Source organism: Kordiimonas gwangyangensis DSM 19435 = JCM 12864, assembly GCF_000375545.1.
GTDB lineage: Bacteria > Pseudomonadota > Alphaproteobacteria > Sphingomonadales > Kordiimonadaceae > Kordiimonas > Kordiimonas gwangyangensis.
In genome coordinates, this window is record NZ_AQXF01000003.1 from 333,675 (window position 1) to 348,366 (window position 14,692).

Genomic DNA, 14,692 nt, shown 5'->3' on the forward strand with positions numbered 1-14,692 from the left:
TTAGGCAGGAAATATGCGGCTTTTGGGACTTGATCCGGGGCTACAGAAAACCGGTTGGGGGATCGTGGAAAGTGTGGGCACGCGCCTCAGCCACGTCGCCAACGGCACCGTCACATCGAATAGCAAAAAAAGCCTGGCTGAACGCCTCGTTGAACTTGCGGACGGTCTTGAAGCCGTGATCGCAGAGTGGCAGCCGCAGTCCTGCGCGGTTGAGGAAACTTTCGTCAATAAAAACCCCACTTCAACGCTCAAGCTTGGGCAGGCGCGTGGCATTGCGCTCCTTGTTCCCGCGCGTGCGGGCCTCAGTGTCGCGGAATATACGCCGAACCATGTGAAGAAGTCGGTTGTGGGTGTTGGCCATGCCGCGAAAGAGCAGGTGGACGCCATGGTGCGCGTTCTGTTGCCGGGCGTGAAAATAAATGGCCCGGATGCGGCAGATGCGCTTGCAGTTGCCATCTGCCATGCGCATCATGTGGCGACCATGCAGAATTTCGGGGGGCAATACCGTTGATCGCAAAGCTGACAGGCATTTTGGATAGCGTCGGAGACGACTGGCTGATCGTGGATGTTGGCGGTGTCGGCTATCTGGTACACAGCTCCTCGCGCACGCTCTCCGGCCTGCCGTCGCGCGGCGAAGCGGTGCAGGTGCATGTGGAAACCGTGGTGCGCGAAGACGCGATCACGCTGTACGGCTTTGGTGAAGTGGCCGAGCGCAACATGTTCCGGCTGCTCACATCCGTGCAGGGCGTGGGCTCGAAGGTGGCGCTTGCTATTCTCTCCGTGCTCAGCGCGAACGAGCTTCAGAATGCGATTGCGGCACAGGACAAAACCGCTGTCGCACGCGCCAAGGGCGTTGGCCCCAAGGTTGCGGCACGCATTGTTAATGAACTCAAGGACAAGGTCACCGGCCTCGTGTTCCAGCCGAAGGGCGTGCAGGTGTCGGGTAGTGCTCCAGCCGCGCCCGCTGGTGGCGGCGCGATTGAAGACGCGATCTCGGCGCTGGTGAACCTTGGCTACAAGCCGGTTGAAGCACACGGCGCCGTTGCCAAAGCCGCATCAAACCTTGGTGCGGATGCGGACGTTGCCAAGCTCGTGCCCGCCGCGTTGAAGGAATTGAGTAGCTTATGAGCATGGAAGATGAAGACAGGCTCGTGAGCGGCACGGAAGGCTCGGGCGACACTTTGGACGCCGGGCTTCGCCCACAGTCCCTGCGCGAATTTATCGGCCAGAAACAGGCGCGGGAGAACCTTGAGGTGTTCATTGGCGCCGCCCGTGCGCGGTCTGAGGCGATGGATCACGTGCTGTTCTTCGGCCCGCCCGGCCTTGGCAAGACCACTCTGGCGCAGATTGTGGCCCGTGAACTCGGCGTGAATTTCCGCGCGACCAGCGGCCCGGTTATCTCAAAAGCCGGTGACCTCGCAGCGCTCCTGACCAACCTGCAGGAACGGGATGTTCTCTTCATTGACGAGATCCACCGGCTCAACCCGGCGGTTGAGGAAGTGCTGTACCCTGCGATGGAAGACTTCCAGCTTGACCTGATCATCGGGGAAGGCCCGGCGGCACGCTCTGTGCGTATTGACCTGCCACGCTTCACCCTTGTGGGGGCGACCACGCGTTCGGGGCTGATCACGAAGCCACTTCGCGATCGTTTCGGTATCCCAACGAGGCTGGAATTCTATAATACGGAAGAGCTGACCGAAGTGGTGCGCCGGGGCGCGCGGCTTCTTGGCCTCAATATGAGCGAAGACGGCGCACGCGAAGTGGCGGCACGCTCACGCGGCACACCGCGCATCGCCGGGCGGCTGCTGCGCCGTGTGCGGGATTTCGCGCTGATGGCGGAGCGGGATACGGTAGACGCGGTGGCGGCTGACGCTGCGCTCACGCGCCTGCAGGTGGATAACCTTGGCCTCGACACCATGGACCGGCGCTATATGCACTGTATCGGCGTCACCTACACAGGTGGCCCGGTGGGTATCGAGACACTGGCTGCCGCACTGTCGGAACCGCGTGACGCAATTGAGGATATCATTGAGCCATACCTGATGCAGATTGGCCTTGTGCAGCGCACACCGCGCGGGCGCATGCTGTCGCCGGACGGCTGGAAGCATCTCGGCCTCACCCCGCCGCCATCGGCTGGCGGCAGCGGGCAACTGGATATGCTGGGGGATACAAAGTGACGGGTACAATTGCCGCGGGTGAGTGGAAAGACGGCATCTTCCATTTCCCCATCCGTGTTTACTATGAAGATACCGACATCGGCGGCATGGTCTACCATGGCCGCTACATCAGCTTTTTTGAACGGGTGCGGTCCGAGAGCATTCGCGGCACCGACGCGGACGTGAACCATTTGTTTGAACTGGCTGAAGATGAGGGCGGCCCGCTTACCTATGTGGTGTCGTCCATCAATGTGAAATATCACCGGCAGGCGACGGTGGGGGATATCCTCATCGGCCACTCCATGGTCAAGCGGGTGCGCGCCGCCGCGATTGAAGTGAAACAGTGGATCACGCGGAACGGCAAGCTGGTCGCGGAAGCAGACCTTGTTGTTGCCGTGATAGGAAATGATGGCAGGCCGAAACGTTGGCCCAATTCTGCCAGAATTTGTTGGCAGAACATGATGGATGAGGCCACAGCGGCCGGAAAAAATACCTGAAGTATATTTACATAAGCCAGAAGTGGCAGGGAGATATTGATGCAAGACCAAATCGTGCAAGGGGTGGAAGCGGTTCAGCTTGGCGGTAATGCGCCTGATTTCTCCATCATCGGCATGTTCATGCAGGCCGACTTCATCGTGCAATTTGTGATGATCATGCTCCTGACCGCGAGCCTCTGGAGCTGGTCGATCATTTTCAATACCTGGACCCGCCTCAAGGACGCGCGCGGCAAGGCCAACGACTTTGAAGACCGTTTCTGGTCCGGCCAGTCGCTTGATGACCTGTATGCTTCGCTCAAAGGCGCACCCAGCCACCCGATTGCCGCTGTGTTTGTCGCCGCGATGCGCGAATGGCAGCGCAGCCTTGGTGCCCGCACCACGGGCGTTGACAAGGTCACCGTGCAGGACCGTATCTACAAGGCCATGCACGTTACCACCACGCGGGAGATGGACCGGCTTGAGGGGCAGGTTGGCTACCTCGCTACCATCGGTTCAGCCGCACCGTTTGTCGGCCTTTTTGGTACCGTGTGGGGCATCATGAACAGCTTCACCTCCATCGCAACCGCAAGCGACACCTCGCTCGCGACCGTGGCGCCGGGTATTGCTGAGGCGCTGCTCGCAACCGCACTCGGCCTCGTGGCCGCAATCCCGGCGGTGATTGGCTACAATAAACTCTCGACCGACCTTGGCCGCTACGCTGGCCGCGTTGAAGGTTTCTCGGACGAGTTTGCCGCGATCCTGTCGCGTCAGCTTGATGAGAGGACACATTAATGGGCGCTACTGTCACATCGGGCGGCCGCCCGGACGGGGCACGCCGCCGGCGGGGGCGCTACCAGCCGCTCGCAGAAATCAACGTCACGCCCTTTGTGGACGTGATGCTGGTACTTCTCATTGTATTCATGGTCACTGCACCGCTCCTCACTGCGGGTGTGCCGGTTGACCTGCCGAAGGCCGCAGCCAAGCCGCTGCCGCAGGACAGCAAGCCCTTGGAGATCAGCATCAATCATGAAGGCGCCATATTCCTCATCGACACTGAAGTGAAGATGGAGGAACTGGTGCCGCGCCTTGAGGCAATTGCTGGGGCTGCGAAGGATACCCGTATCTATATTCGCGGTGACACGCGCCTTGATTACGGCCGGGTGATGGCTGTGATCGGTGCGATCAACCGCGCGGGATATACCAAAGTGGCCCTGATCGCGGATCAGAACAAATAGGTACCAGAGAGCGATGCGCCTAACGAGTGAACGGACTGGCTGGATTTTATCCGCGACCCTGCATGTCGGGATCGCGGTTGCCGCCTTTGTGGGCTTGCCGCATATCGCAAAGGACCGGGAAGAAGCGCCACCACCAATCTCCATCGACTTTGTGGAGATCGCTGAGCAAAACCGTGTTGTCGCACCCGAGCCCGAACCGGAAGAAGTAAAGCAGGAAGAAACGGTCGAAGAAGAACCGCAACTCTCCCGCGATGAGCCTGCGCCAGTGCAGACAGCAGAGGTTGTGCCGCTACCCGAGGCCAAACCGAAGAAAAAGCCGGAACCAAAGCCCGAGCCAAAGCCTGAGCCCAAACCCGAGGTGACGGAACGTATGCAAATTCGGTCACAGGTGATGCCGCAGACGAAGCCGAAGGCACCGTCTAAGCTCAATACGCAGCGGTTGACAGAGCTCCTGAACAAGGCGGCAAAGGAACAGGAACTCAAGGCCAAGGTTTCGGACGAAAAGAAAGACGAGAAAAAGCCGGAACCAAAAGCCGATAAGCCGAAAACGGATATGTTTGCGGGCATTCGTGGCAGGGTAGCAACAGCGACATTGATGCAGGCTTTGCAGCAGAAAGTTATGCGCTGCTGGAACGTGCCGGCGGGTGCCAAAGGTGTCCGGGATATGACGGTGAATGTGAAGGTCACGCTCTCGAGCGATGGCGGTCTTATTGGCAAGCCAGAGTTTGTCAATGCTGGCGACCTGAACGACCCTGACCGCGCCTTCTACCGCGTATTTGCCGAAAGTGCGCGCAGGGCGGTGCAGCTTTGTGCGCCGTTCCCGGAGGCAAGCGAATACATACGCGAGACTGGCGAGAACCAGATTATTTTCAATTTCGACCCATCAATGTTGGGTGGATAAACGAGGGATAGGCATGTTGATTGGACGCATATTTGCAACAGTAATCATACTGATCGCAGGCATCGCGGGGGCGGCGCAAGCGCAGCTCACCGTTGATATCAATCAGGGTATGGTAAACCCTGTTCCCATCGCCATCCCTGAATTTGCACCTGCCGAAGATATTGAAACACCGACTGGCAAACTGTCCGACATTGGTGCCAGCATTTCGCAGGTGATTACCTCGAACCTTGTATCGACAGGCCTTTTCCGCGCCATCGACCAGAAGGCCTTCATCGAGAAAATTACCGCCGCGCCCACCCGCCCGCGTTTCGCCGCGTGGCGTCCACTTGGTGCGCAAGCGCTGGTGACGGGCCGCCTTGAAATGCTGCCGAACGGCAACCTGCGGGTTGAGTTCCGCCTTTGGGACGTGGTGGCTGAGGCGCAAATGGAAGGTGTGGGCTACACCACACCCGTATCCAACTGGCGCCGCACCGCACATGTGATCTCGGACCGCATCTATAGCCGCCTCACCGGCGAAGAAGGCTATTTTGATACCCGCATCGTTTATATCGCAGAGCAGGGTGAGCCGCTGAACCGTAAAAAACGCCTTGCGATCATGGACCAGGACGGTGCCAACCAGCAGTTCCTCACCGATGGCAGCTATCTGGTACTGACGCCGCGTTTCTCGCCGAACCGTCAGGAAATCACCTTCCTCAGCTACTATAATGACCGCCCGCGGGTGTATCTGTTCAATATCCTGTCGAACAAGTTCGAGGTGCTGGGTGATTTCCCGAACATGACCTTCTCGCCGCGCTTTTCGCCGGACGGTGATCAGGTGGTCATGAGCCTCGCGAACAACGGCAACTCCGATGTCTATGTTATGGACCTGCGCACGCGCCGCGAACGCCGTCTCACCGATGACCCGGGCATTGACACGTCACCCAGCTATTCGCCGGACGGCCGCAAGATCGTCTTCAACTCGGACCGTGGTGGCAGCCAGCAGCTTTATGTGATGGACGCGGACGGCTCGAACGTGCACCGTATCAGCTTCGGCAAAGGCCGTTATGCCACGCCCGTATGGTCGCCCCGTGGTGACCTGATCGCCTTCACCAAAATTGGTGACGGCAAGTTCCGCATTGGCGTGATGCGCCCTGACGGCTCTGGCGAGCGTTTGCTGACGGACGCGTATCAGGACGAGGGGCCAACATGGTCGCCGAACGGTCGTGTCATCATGTTCTTCCGCACACCGCCTTACGACTCGAATGGCCGTGGCGGCAAGCCAGCGTTGTGGTCGGTGGACCTTACGGGCTATAACGAGCGGCAGGTGCCGACACCGTTTGACGCCAGTGACCCGGCATGGTCACCGCCGCTGCCGGTTACCACCCGCTAAGGACAGTGTGATTGCAGTACCACGAGATCGTACCGCTAGATAAAGCCGCTGCCGGGGAGTTACTGCTCTCCGGCGACGAGGAAAAAATCGTCATGGGCCTTTTGGGCCTTGTGGAGGGGAACACCGAATGGCGCTGGGTGCAGGACCAGTGCCTGCGGTTCGTGAATGACCCACGTGTGACCGTTGCCCGTGTCGCCATTATGTGCCTTGGCCACCTTGCGCGCATGGAAGGCAAACTAGACCTTGATAAGGTCATGCCAGTGCTGGATGACTGCATGCAGCACGAAAACCCGGCCATTCGCGGTGTCACGGAAGACACCCTGAGCGATATCTCCATTTACATCAAAGACTGAACGCGTCGCGTTCTAGGCGGACGCCTGCTCCTGCTCCATCGCGGTCGCATACTGTTCAAATGCCATCATGATCATGTCCATCAGCGGCCTGCGGCTCGTGAGCGAGGCGGCTGCCGTTTTGCATTTTTCCCGGTATTCGGCGGCGAAGGCCGGGTCTGTGGCAATGGTGACAGCCATGTCTGCAAGCTCGGCGTAGGTCGGGATCGGTGGCAATGTCGCCAGCGCTTCGCCCGCATCCCCATAGGCGGTGCTGAGCGCGGGCAGACCTGCCGCCATTGCGTAAATGATCGCGCTGCCGCCACCCTTGCGGTGTGGATTGATATAGCTGTCACACAGCTCATAAAACGCCATCACATCATTCTGGAAACCAACACTGCAGCAACGCGCAGCCAGTTTGGGGCGCAGTGCCATCGTGGCGTCATAGCCGGGGAAGTGGCCTGCGAACGCAAAATAGGCGTTTGGTGCGCCGTCAAGGATGCGCTCGAGCATGTCCATACAGGCCGCATCTACATCACTCTCCAGCCGCATGCCGACAATGCCAAAGACATGGGCGTCCTCAGGGATGCCGTATTGCGCACGGGTGAGGGCGGTGAATTTTTTCGGCGTATCAAAACCCGGATGTTTCGCGAACAGGAACAGCCCGCTCAGGTTCTCTACCTCGATCCGCTCAAGCATCTCAGGCGTGGGTTCGCGCCAGGTGTGAAAATAGTTGGTCAGGGTCAGCGGGACGTCAGCATCGGTCGGGTAGCGGAAGGCGAAAGCGCGGCCCGCGAACAGTTCGGCCAGCATATTGTTGCTGCCCACCGAGATCACGATTTCGGGGTCAAAGGTTTCAATCACACGGATACAATCCGCAATCGCTTCGCGCGTGAACTCACCCTGCGTGGGCTGGAAATACTTGAAGGCCTCGCCCTCATAGGTCAGCGTGCCAGCCTCGCGCAGTTCGGGTTGCTCGGAACCGTGCGCGCTCGGGATCATCAGCCCATCAGGTTTCGGCGAGATCTGCATCGTGTTGACGATCATGGTTTCTTTGCCAAAGCCGCGCTGCAGGTAGTGGGCAAATTTCATGCTGTCGACAGTCGGCGCGTGAGGCGGGGAGATGAGCTGTGTGGTGATCACCACGGCGCGGCCTGTGCGCTCAAAGCCTTGTTTGATATGAACGCCGTCCTCAACCCGCTGCGCCTCGATCTGCCGGACCATGCGGGAATAAAATTCATGCATGAAGTCCCGGCCCGCAAGCACCGCAGCCCCGTCAGGGTTTGGCAAACTGCGGCGGAAAAGCTGCGAACCGAGGGAGAGCATGCTGCCGTTCATCAGCGCAGTGTCGCCGCCCGCTTGAAGCGTGCGGATCAGCGCTTCGGCAAAATATTGCACGTCGCCGCTCAATATATGGGTGATGTGGAACGCCATAGCTGCAATGCGCGGGTCCTTGGACTCCATACCCGTCTTGACGGCAGCCACCACCAGGTCCTGGTTGCTGTCTTCCAGCTTCTCGTAATGTTGAGCGATCCAGTCACCTGCCAAACGAAGCTCTCCAATCTCCTCGCGCGTTGGCGTGAAGCCTGGTGTGGTGAACTTTTTGACAAATGAAACGATATCGACAGCCATGGGGGCCTCTCCCTCAGAATCCTGTAGGGCGCGACCGATGGCCACGCAGCGCGGATTCTAGGGAAGCAGGGATTGTGCCATCTTTTATTGGATATTCTGCCAGCCTAACTTTTTGAATTTACTTAAAAATTTAATCAGTCAGGCTATATTCGGCAAGATTTGCCCGTTTCATCTCGCGCATATAGCGCCGGGTGCCCCATGGCCACAGCGTATAGATGCGGCCGTCTTCGCCCTGATACCAGCTTTTGCAGTGCCCGGCCCAAACGGTGCCTTCAAGGTCAGTTTGCAACTGCCGGTCATAGGCATCGGCGGCCTCATCGCGGGCTTCAACTGTCTTGCTGCCGTGCGCGCGCGCGGCCTTCATCAGGTCAAGGATGTAGCGCACCTGCGCCTCGATCATGATGATCACACTGTTGTGCCCAAGCCCGCTATTGGGCCCTAGAAGCATGAAATGATTTGGAAAACCGGGCATGGCGACGGTGCGGTGCGCGCGGATGCCGTCCTTCAGGTAATCCTGCATATCAAGGCCACCACGGCCTTTGATGGTGATATCTTCCATCTGGTCCCACGGTTTGAACCCGGTGGCATAGATGATGGTGTCTACCTCCCGGTGCTCACCGGTTTTGCTGGTGATGCCGGTCTCGGTGATGCGCTCAATGCCGTCGGTGATCAGCTCCACATGCTCGCGGGTGATGGCCGGGAAGAAGCTGTCGGACGCCAGGATGCGCTTGCAGCCGATGGGGTAGTCCGGCATCATTTTTTTGCGCAGGCTTTCTGATTTCACCTGCTTTTCCAGATGCTTGGTGAACATCTTGGTCGCGTGCGAAGCGAAGAAACGGCTGTGGCGGAACAGCGGGAAGCGCATTTCAAACATCAGGTAAATCTGCAAGCGGTGCAGTTTTTCAAGGAGAGGCAAGCGCGTGAACAGGCGCTTCATGCGGCTTGAGTATTCCATGAAAGGCCGCGGCATGATCCAGTTTGGCGTGCGCTGATAGACGTCAAGCCGGGCGACCTTGTCCACAATTTCGGGGATCAGCTGGATGGCGCTGGCAGCGGTACCAATGACCGCCACACGCTTGCCGGTGAGGTCATGTTCGTGGTTCCATTTGGCGGTGTGGAATGCGGTTCCCTTATATTGTTCCGCACCCGGAATATCTGGGTAGCGCGGGATATGAAGGCCGCCCATGCCGCTGATGAAATAGTCAGCCCGGGCATTGTTGCCGTCAGCAAAGCCCAGGGACCAGCCACCATCCTGCCATTCGGCATGGGTCAGTTTCGCACCAAATCGGATATGGGGGCGGAGGCCATGTTTGTCGGTAAGGGCTTGAATGTATTCCTGAATTTCACCGCCTGGCGAGAACACGCGCGACCAGTCCGCCTTGGGTTCAAAGGAGAAGCTATAAAGGTGGCTCGGCACGTCACAGGCCACGCCGGGGTAGGTATTTTCCCGCCATGTGCCGCCGACATCTTCGGCTTTCTCATAAAGCGTGAAATTGGAAAAGCCGTTTTCTTTCAGTTTGATAGCCATACAGAGGCCCGAAAGCCCGGCGCCGATAATGGCGATGCTTGGTGACGTGTCCCGCAGCAGCATGTCTTCCCCCTTCATGCGTGCATTGTGGTTTTACCTATATAAGTGTAAAATGTGTGGCACGCCGCAAAAGGCAAATCTGCCCTGCCACAAAGCGCCAAAAGTGTGCAAAACCTGTGCGGAAAGTGCGCGGAAAATCACCAAAAGTGTGCGGAAAGTGTGCGGGATATGCGCGGGGTTTGTGCGGAACCTGCGCGGCTTTTTTGCGCACGCGGCGCGCCTCAATCCTGCGGCAGTTGCAAGCCCTCCAGATGATGCGCGATCACCTGTTTACGAAGCTCGTCGAGCGTTTCATTCACCGCGTTCAGTTTTTTGATCAGTTCGGGATCGGTGCCGATGCCACAGGCGAGGCTGAGGTCAGCCGGTTTCCAGAGTAGCGCCAGTTCTGGTGGCGGCACACCAATGGCGCGGGCGGCAGAAGGTGCATCCACCACACCGGAGACCCATAGGTCAGCCCGGCCGTGGAACAGCATGCGGGCCGCCATTTCGTCCTTGCTGGTGCGGGTGACGGTGACTCCGGCTTCGGCTTCGAGTGTGTCGACGGAGGCGCTGCCCATTTTGCCAGCGATGGTGTGGCCCTTGAGGTCAGCGAGGCTGTTGATGACAATGTCGCTGCCCGGGCGGCGGTATACCGCCCAGCCGCCGTTGATCAAGGGGCCAACCCATTCGAACATGGCTTCCCGTTCCGGGGTGCGATTGACAACAAAAAGGCAGGTGCCCGCCGCGTCACGGGTTTCACGGAAGGCGCGGTTCCATGGCAGCAGGGTGAGGGTATAGCTCACCCCCGCGTCGCGCATGAGGGCGGAGACAATCTCAACCGCGCTGCCCTTGATAGTGCCGCTGTCTTTGTCAAAGAAGTTGTAGGGTGGGTTCTCTTCAGTCAGCAGTTTCAGCTCAGGCTCGGCCCCGGCTGCTGAGGGCAGCATAAAAAGCATGAGCAGAAGAGCAAAACAGCGCATAATCAACAAGTTACCCCATCATGAACGGCATCGGGTTCACCCCGATGAGCCACTCGTGGATCATCGCGAATCCCACAAAGGCGGCCACACCGATGAGGATAGTCACAATATCCTTAATAAAAACCTGCCGCGGCGGTTTGACCCATTCTTCGTCGCGCCGGTTGGCGCCGATGGCCGAAACAGTGGCCCAGATAAGAAGCGCACCAAAGAGGAGGACCGAGCGGTTCTCCCCGTTCGCGAGCAGATGGCCAACGGCCCAGAAGGTCACGCCCGTCAGCTGCGGGTGGCGAATAACGCGGCGGATATTCGTTGGCGCCTTGCTGGAGAAAAACAGGATAAAGCCGATGAGCACCAGTAGCGGGGTGACGTGATAGCCCCACGCCGGCGGCGTATATAGCCAGGTTACCTCAGTCCCGGTCCAGCCAAGGTAGATGATGTAAATCGAGGCGATGATCAGCAGCGAAAAGATGCCACGATAAGGCATGAAGCCCAGTTTGTCGACAAGCTTGGCGCGCACGCCGGTCGCGAAAACAGGCATAAGGTGGACGAGAATGAAAAGGGCGAGCCCCAAGAACAGTATGGCCATGACAGTGCCTCCCCGCATGTTGCCTGGGCCGCGCGCGGCGTGCTCAGGCGAATTGGCTTGGGGTGAGCATAGCCGCTCTCGCGGGCAGGGGAAAGTACCCTTGCGGGAATAAGCATTATTGACGAGGATGATCGGCGCGAAACAGTTGGGGAGGCAAAGCCTTGAAATACGGGTGGAAAAAAGCGGCGGGGATGGCGTTGGCCATGCTTGCCATTACAGGCATGGCGTGTGCTGAAGGTGACACCCCGCTCCTGACCATGGCTGACGGCCTGTTTGATACGAGCCAGCCGGATACCCTTGGCCTAGCGCCCGCGCCGGGGGCGGAAACCTTCACCGTGTTCGCGCCGGGGGAGGGTGAGAACCACTATAACCACGGCGCGGTGCCCATCATGTTCAAGGGCCAGCTTTATGTGCAGTGGCAGTCCTCCGCCCGCGATGAGGACGCGCCTGACACCGCGGTGGTCTATAGCGCCAGCGCTGATATGAAGCACTGGCCCGCACCCACCGTGATGGCACCCGCGCGGGCGGGCACGCTTGTCACCAGCGGCGGCTGGTGGACGGACGGTGAAACGCTTGTGGCTTTCATCAACGTATGGCCCGGCTGGGAAGAGGGACTGCGCGAAGGTTATGCCGAGTATATTACCAGCACGGACGGTGTGCGCTGGAGTGCGCCCAAGCGCGTGCTGGGCGCGGACGGCACACCGGTGCCGGGTGTCATTGAGCAGGACCCGCACCTCATGGCTACAGGCCGCATCATCGGCGCGTTCCACACCTCACCCGGCCTTGTCGCCACGCCCTATTATACCGATGACCTGCTCGCCATAAGTGGCTGGACACGGGGCAAGATGGAAAACCTGCCGTCCGACAGCCCGACAAGCCGGGAGCTGGAACCCAGCCTGTTCAAGCGGCCAGACGGCGCGGTGGTGATGATATTCCGGGACCAGGCCAGCAGCTTCATGACACTCGCATCCGTGAGCCATGATGACGGCGTCACATGGTCCCGCCCCGCGCTCAGCCCCTTCCCGGATGCGCGCACCAAACAAAGTGCCGGTAACTTGCCGGACGGCACGGTTTACCGCGTGGGCAACCCCAATGCGCACAAAGCCCGCTTCCCGCTGGTGCTGAGCCTGAGCGCCGACGGCCAGCACTTTACCCGCGCCTTCCTCCTCCGTGCAGGCGGGGCAGACATGCAGCCCATGCTGAAGGGAGGCAAATACAAACGCCCGAGCTACAGCTACCCCAAAAGCACGGTATCAGGCGGCTGGCTCTATGTGGCCTATGCGACCAACAAGGAAGACGTTGAGGTTACGAGGGTGCGTGTTAGTGCCCTCACGCAGTAAGGCCTATCCCCCACACACCATATCAATCGCGGCCTCAGCGGTGGCCCATAAGGCGTCCTCATCTTCGCCGGAGCGGGCGCGGAGGGCGAGGGCGATGTGGGTTGAGGCCAGGAGGGAGACGAGGGGGAAGAGGTCACGGTCTGGTGCTAGTTCCCCCGCTTCCTGCGCCATCGCGAGCCGTCTGGTGAGGGCCCCGGCCACGCTTTTGCGCGTGGCGGCCACCATTTCGCCTGCTTCCTCAATCAGCCCCGCCACCGGCACGGCGGTTGAGAGCAGGAAACAGCCGCGCCCGCGGTCTGCCATGAAAATCTCGATATCCGTTCTGTAGAAGGCTGCGAGCGCGTCGCGCAGTTTCGGCTCCGCCAGCGCTTTTTTCAGCAGTTCCTGCGCCGCATCAATATAGGCCTGAAGTGCCTTGAGGTAGAGCGCCTTCTTGTCGCCAAACGCTGCATAAAGGCTGGGTTTATGCAGGCCCACGGCCTCAGCCAGCTGGTTGAGGGACGTGGCCTCATAGCCATGTTTCCAGAACACAGCTTGTGCTGCCTCAATGGCTTTTTCGGGGTCGAAGGAACGGGGCCTGCCGCGGGTCGGGGTCATATTTTTATTCCAAGTGGTATAAAATTATTGCATTCGGGCTATTTATATACTAGTTGGTACAAAATAGGCGAGGGCGTTCTGGATTGCAATGCATCAAATGCCCAAAGCCGGATTTTACGGCCTGATTGCAGGAGAGTTTGTCATGGCCTTTAACGCGATGCCGATGATGGCAGAGACAATCACCACCCGTACCTTCATCGACGCCCCGGCCGAGCTGGTGTGGGACGCGGTGCGTGACGTTTATAATGTGCACACCCGCCTTGTGCCCGGCCTTGTGAGCCTTGTGGAGCGAGAGGGCGACGACCGCATTGTCACCTTCGCGAACGGGGTGCAGATCAGGGAACGGATCGTGACGGTGGATGACGCGGCCATGCGCGTGGCCTACAGCGGCTATGGCAGCCGGCTTACCCACCACACTGCCACCATGCAGGTGGTCGCGTGTGAGGTGGGCTGCGAATTTGTGTGGTCGACCGATTTCCTGCCCGCAAGTGCGCGCGACTATATTGAAGGCAATGTGGTGCGCGCCAATGAGATCATCCAGCGGGAAATGGAGAGCCTCGCGCTCAGGAAACGCTACGGCTGATGGGTGCGCCGGCGCGAACCCCGGCTTCGGTTTTAGCCTTCAAGCGCGGGCACATCAAAGTCCGCGTCGGCGCGGCAGAGGAACCACGGGTTGAGGAAGGTCTTGAGGTCCTTGGCGTAGGTGAGCGGCTTGCCGTCCTTGACTTCAACCGTGCCACCGGCGGCCAGGAGCACTGCGTGCGCCGCTGCCGTATCCCACTCACACGTTGGGCCAAGGCGGGGGTAGAGGTCCGCCTCGCCAGTTGCCAAGAGGCAGAGTTTCAGGCTCGATCCGATCGACACATTCTCCGCGCCCGGGAAGTTGGAGAGATAGTCCTCGAGTTCAGGCGAACGGTGCGATTTGGAGGCGACGATGACAAGATTATCCTTGTCTGCCTTGCGGGTGGTGGTCGGCGTGATGTTCGCGGCTTTGCCGTCCACGACTTCGCCGGTCCAGGCGCCGTCACCCACCACACCCCAGTAGAGCTTGTTCATGGCAGGCGCATAGACCACTCCCATGATCGGCGTGCCGTCCTTGATCAGGCCGATGTTGACCGTGAAGTCCGAGCCTTTTTTGATGAATTCCTTGGTGCCGTCGAGGGGGTCGACAAGCCAGAAGGTGCCGCCGGAGATATCCGGGCATTTGCCTTCTGATTTGGCTTCCTCGCCCACGATGGGAATATCAGGGGTGATGAGCTTGAGTGCAGCCTCGATCACCGCTTCGCCCCGGCGGTCCGCTTCCGTGACCGGGGATTTGTCATCCTTGCCGAAAACCTCGAAGTCGGAGTGATAGACTTCCATCACAACCTCACCGGCCTTGATAACCGTTTCAAGCAGGGGCGTGACAAGGGCTTCAAGTTTTAACGACATTGGAAAACCTCAATAAATTTCATCTGCGACACTATCTGTTCTTGGCGCATGGGCCAAGCTTGGCTATGGTTCTGACAGGATGACCGTAAATCG

The 14,692-nt window shown here is 59.3% G+C and carries 17 protein-coding genes; 11 read left to right on the top strand and 6 right to left on the bottom strand.

The window, feature by feature from the left end; all coding sequences use genetic code 11:
* The first annotated feature begins 13 nt into the window (after positions 1-13).
* The 9 genes from ruvC to B150_RS0109870 are packed head-to-tail and all read left to right on the top strand — an operon-like array spanning position 14 to position 6,490.
* Positions 14-511 carry a crossover junction endodeoxyribonuclease RuvC gene (ruvC, locus tag B150_RS0109830; protein ID WP_020399748.1) on the top strand — a complete coding sequence of 166 codons (498 nt, stop codon included), beginning with the start codon at positions 14-16 and terminating at the stop codon, positions 509-511.
* Entirely contained in the window at positions 508-1,128 is a 621-nt protein-coding gene (gene ruvA / locus B150_RS0109835; RefSeq protein ID WP_020399749.1) for a Holliday junction branch migration protein RuvA, read from the top strand. The genes ruvC and ruvA overlap by 4 nt, the downstream gene beginning before the upstream one ends.
* Before the next feature lie 2 nt (positions 1,129-1,130).
* The gene (gene ruvB, locus B150_RS0109840; RefSeq protein WP_026168307.1) at positions 1,131-2,177 is read left to right on the top strand and encodes a Holliday junction branch migration DNA helicase RuvB; all 1,047 of its coding nucleotides are present in this window, start codon (positions 1,131-1,133) and stop codon (positions 2,175-2,177) included.
* On the top strand, positions 2,174-2,653 hold the full coding sequence (locus B150_RS20465) for a thioesterase family protein (protein WP_020399751.1): 480 nt from the start codon (positions 2,174-2,176) through the stop codon (positions 2,651-2,653). The genes ruvB and B150_RS20465 overlap by 4 nt, the downstream gene beginning before the upstream one ends.
* Positions 2,654-2,692: 39 nt before the next feature.
* Positions 2,693-3,424, top strand: a complete 732-nt coding sequence (gene tolQ / locus B150_RS0109850) for a protein TolQ (RefSeq protein WP_020399752.1) — start codon at positions 2,693-2,695, stop codon at positions 3,422-3,424.
* Positions 3,424-3,867 (top strand): protein TolR, encoded by a 444-nt coding sequence (gene tolR / locus B150_RS0109855; RefSeq protein WP_020399753.1) that lies wholly within the window; start codon positions 3,424-3,426, stop codon positions 3,865-3,867. Before tolQ ends, tolR begins: the two co-directional genes overlap by 1 nt.
* 13 nt (positions 3,868-3,880) lie before the next feature.
* Positions 3,881-4,768 carry a hypothetical protein gene (locus tag B150_RS0109860; protein ID WP_020399754.1) on the top strand — a complete coding sequence of 296 codons (888 nt, stop codon included), beginning with the start codon at positions 3,881-3,883 and terminating at the stop codon, positions 4,766-4,768.
* Positions 4,769-4,781: 13 nt separating this feature from the next.
* Positions 4,782-6,137: a Tol-Pal system beta propeller repeat protein TolB gene (gene tolB / locus B150_RS0109865; protein ID WP_020399755.1), complete on the top strand. Its 1,356-nt coding sequence runs from the start codon at positions 4,782-4,784 to the stop codon at positions 6,135-6,137.
* A gap of 11 nt (positions 6,138-6,148) precedes the next feature.
* Positions 6,149-6,490, top strand: a complete 342-nt coding sequence (locus B150_RS0109870) for a hypothetical protein (protein ID WP_155860022.1) — start codon at positions 6,149-6,151, stop codon at positions 6,488-6,490.
* A 12-nt stretch (positions 6,491-6,502) separates the two neighbouring features.
* Here the strand turns inward: B150_RS0109870 and B150_RS0109875 are convergent, their stop codons facing one another.
* From B150_RS0109875 to B150_RS0109890, 4 genes are all read right to left on the bottom strand, one after another.
* Positions 6,503-8,098 (bottom strand): glycosyltransferase, encoded by a 1,596-nt coding sequence (locus B150_RS0109875; protein ID WP_020399757.1) that lies wholly within the window; start codon positions 8,096-8,098, stop codon positions 6,503-6,505.
* A gap of 130 nt (positions 8,099-8,228) precedes the next feature.
* A complete protein-coding gene (locus tag B150_RS0109880; RefSeq protein WP_020399758.1) occupies positions 8,229-9,689 on the bottom strand; it encodes a flavin-containing monooxygenase in 1,461 nt (486 codons plus the stop codon).
* 218 nt (positions 9,690-9,907) lie between these two features.
* A complete protein-coding gene (locus B150_RS0109885) occupies positions 9,908-10,645 on the bottom strand; it encodes a substrate-binding periplasmic protein (RefSeq protein WP_020399759.1) in 738 nt (245 codons plus the stop codon).
* A gap of 10 nt (positions 10,646-10,655) precedes the next feature.
* Positions 10,656-11,231 (bottom strand): NnrU family protein, encoded by a 576-nt coding sequence (locus B150_RS0109890; protein WP_020399760.1) that lies wholly within the window; start codon positions 11,229-11,231, stop codon positions 10,656-10,658.
* A gap of 203 nt (positions 11,232-11,434) precedes the next feature.
* Between B150_RS0109890 and B150_RS0109895 the strand changes: the two genes are divergently transcribed.
* Positions 11,435-12,571 carry a sialidase family protein gene (locus tag B150_RS0109895; protein WP_202899421.1) on the top strand — a complete coding sequence of 379 codons (1,137 nt, stop codon included), beginning with the start codon at positions 11,435-11,437 and terminating at the stop codon, positions 12,569-12,571.
* A 3-nt stretch (positions 12,572-12,574) separates the two neighbouring features.
* Here the strand turns inward: B150_RS0109895 and B150_RS0109900 are convergent, their stop codons facing one another.
* Positions 12,575-13,168, bottom strand: coding sequence for a TetR/AcrR family transcriptional regulator (locus tag B150_RS0109900; protein WP_020399762.1), 594 nt, complete (start codon positions 13,166-13,168; stop codon positions 12,575-12,577).
* Between the two features lie 142 nt (positions 13,169-13,310).
* Between B150_RS0109900 and B150_RS20470 the strand changes: the two genes are divergently transcribed.
* Positions 13,311-13,751, top strand: coding sequence for an SRPBCC family protein (locus B150_RS20470; protein WP_020399763.1), 441 nt, complete (start codon positions 13,311-13,313; stop codon positions 13,749-13,751).
* Between the two features lie 32 nt (positions 13,752-13,783).
* On the opposite strand, the gene cysQ is transcribed toward B150_RS20470, so the two are convergent.
* On the bottom strand, positions 13,784-14,599 hold the full coding sequence (cysQ, locus tag B150_RS0109910) for a 3'(2'),5'-bisphosphate nucleotidase CysQ (RefSeq protein WP_020399764.1): 816 nt from the start codon (positions 14,597-14,599) through the stop codon (positions 13,784-13,786).
* Positions 14,600-14,692: the final 93 nt, after the last annotated feature.

Coding starts and splice junctions, on each gene's coding strand:
- ruvC (WP_020399748.1), top strand. CDS start 14: ATGCGGCTTTTGGGACTTGATCCGGGGCTACAGAAAACCGGTTGGGGG.
- ruvB (WP_026168307.1), top strand. CDS start 1,131: ATGGAAGATGAAGACAGGCTCGTGAGCGGCACGGAAGGCTCGGGCGAC.
- tolQ (WP_020399752.1), top strand. CDS start 2,693: ATGCAAGACCAAATCGTGCAAGGGGTGGAAGCGGTTCAGCTTGGCGGT.
- tolR (WP_020399753.1), top strand. CDS start 3,424: ATGGGCGCTACTGTCACATCGGGCGGCCGCCCGGACGGGGCACGCCGC.
- B150_RS0109860 (WP_020399754.1), top strand. CDS start 3,881: ATGCGCCTAACGAGTGAACGGACTGGCTGGATTTTATCCGCGACCCTG.
- tolB (WP_020399755.1), top strand. CDS start 4,782: ATGTTGATTGGACGCATATTTGCAACAGTAATCATACTGATCGCAGGC.
- B150_RS0109875 (WP_020399757.1), bottom strand. CDS start 8,098: ATGGCTGTCGATATCGTTTCATTTGTCAAAAAGTTCACCACACCAGGC.
- B150_RS0109880 (WP_020399758.1), bottom strand. CDS start 9,689: ATGCTGCTGCGGGACACGTCACCAAGCATCGCCATTATCGGCGCCGGG.
- B150_RS0109885 (WP_020399759.1), bottom strand. CDS start 10,645: ATGCGCTGTTTTGCTCTTCTGCTCATGCTTTTTATGCTGCCCTCAGCA.
- B150_RS0109890 (WP_020399760.1), bottom strand. CDS start 11,231: ATGGCCATACTGTTCTTGGGGCTCGCCCTTTTCATTCTCGTCCACCTT.
- B150_RS0109895 (WP_202899421.1), top strand. CDS start 11,435: ATGCTTGCCATTACAGGCATGGCGTGTGCTGAAGGTGACACCCCGCTC.
- B150_RS0109900 (WP_020399762.1), bottom strand. CDS start 13,168: ATGACCCCGACCCGCGGCAGGCCCCGTTCCTTCGACCCCGAAAAAGCC.
- B150_RS20470 (WP_020399763.1), top strand. CDS start 13,311: ATGGCCTTTAACGCGATGCCGATGATGGCAGAGACAATCACCACCCGT.
- cysQ (WP_020399764.1), bottom strand. CDS start 14,599: ATGTCGTTAAAACTTGAAGCCCTTGTCACGCCCCTGCTTGAAACGGTT.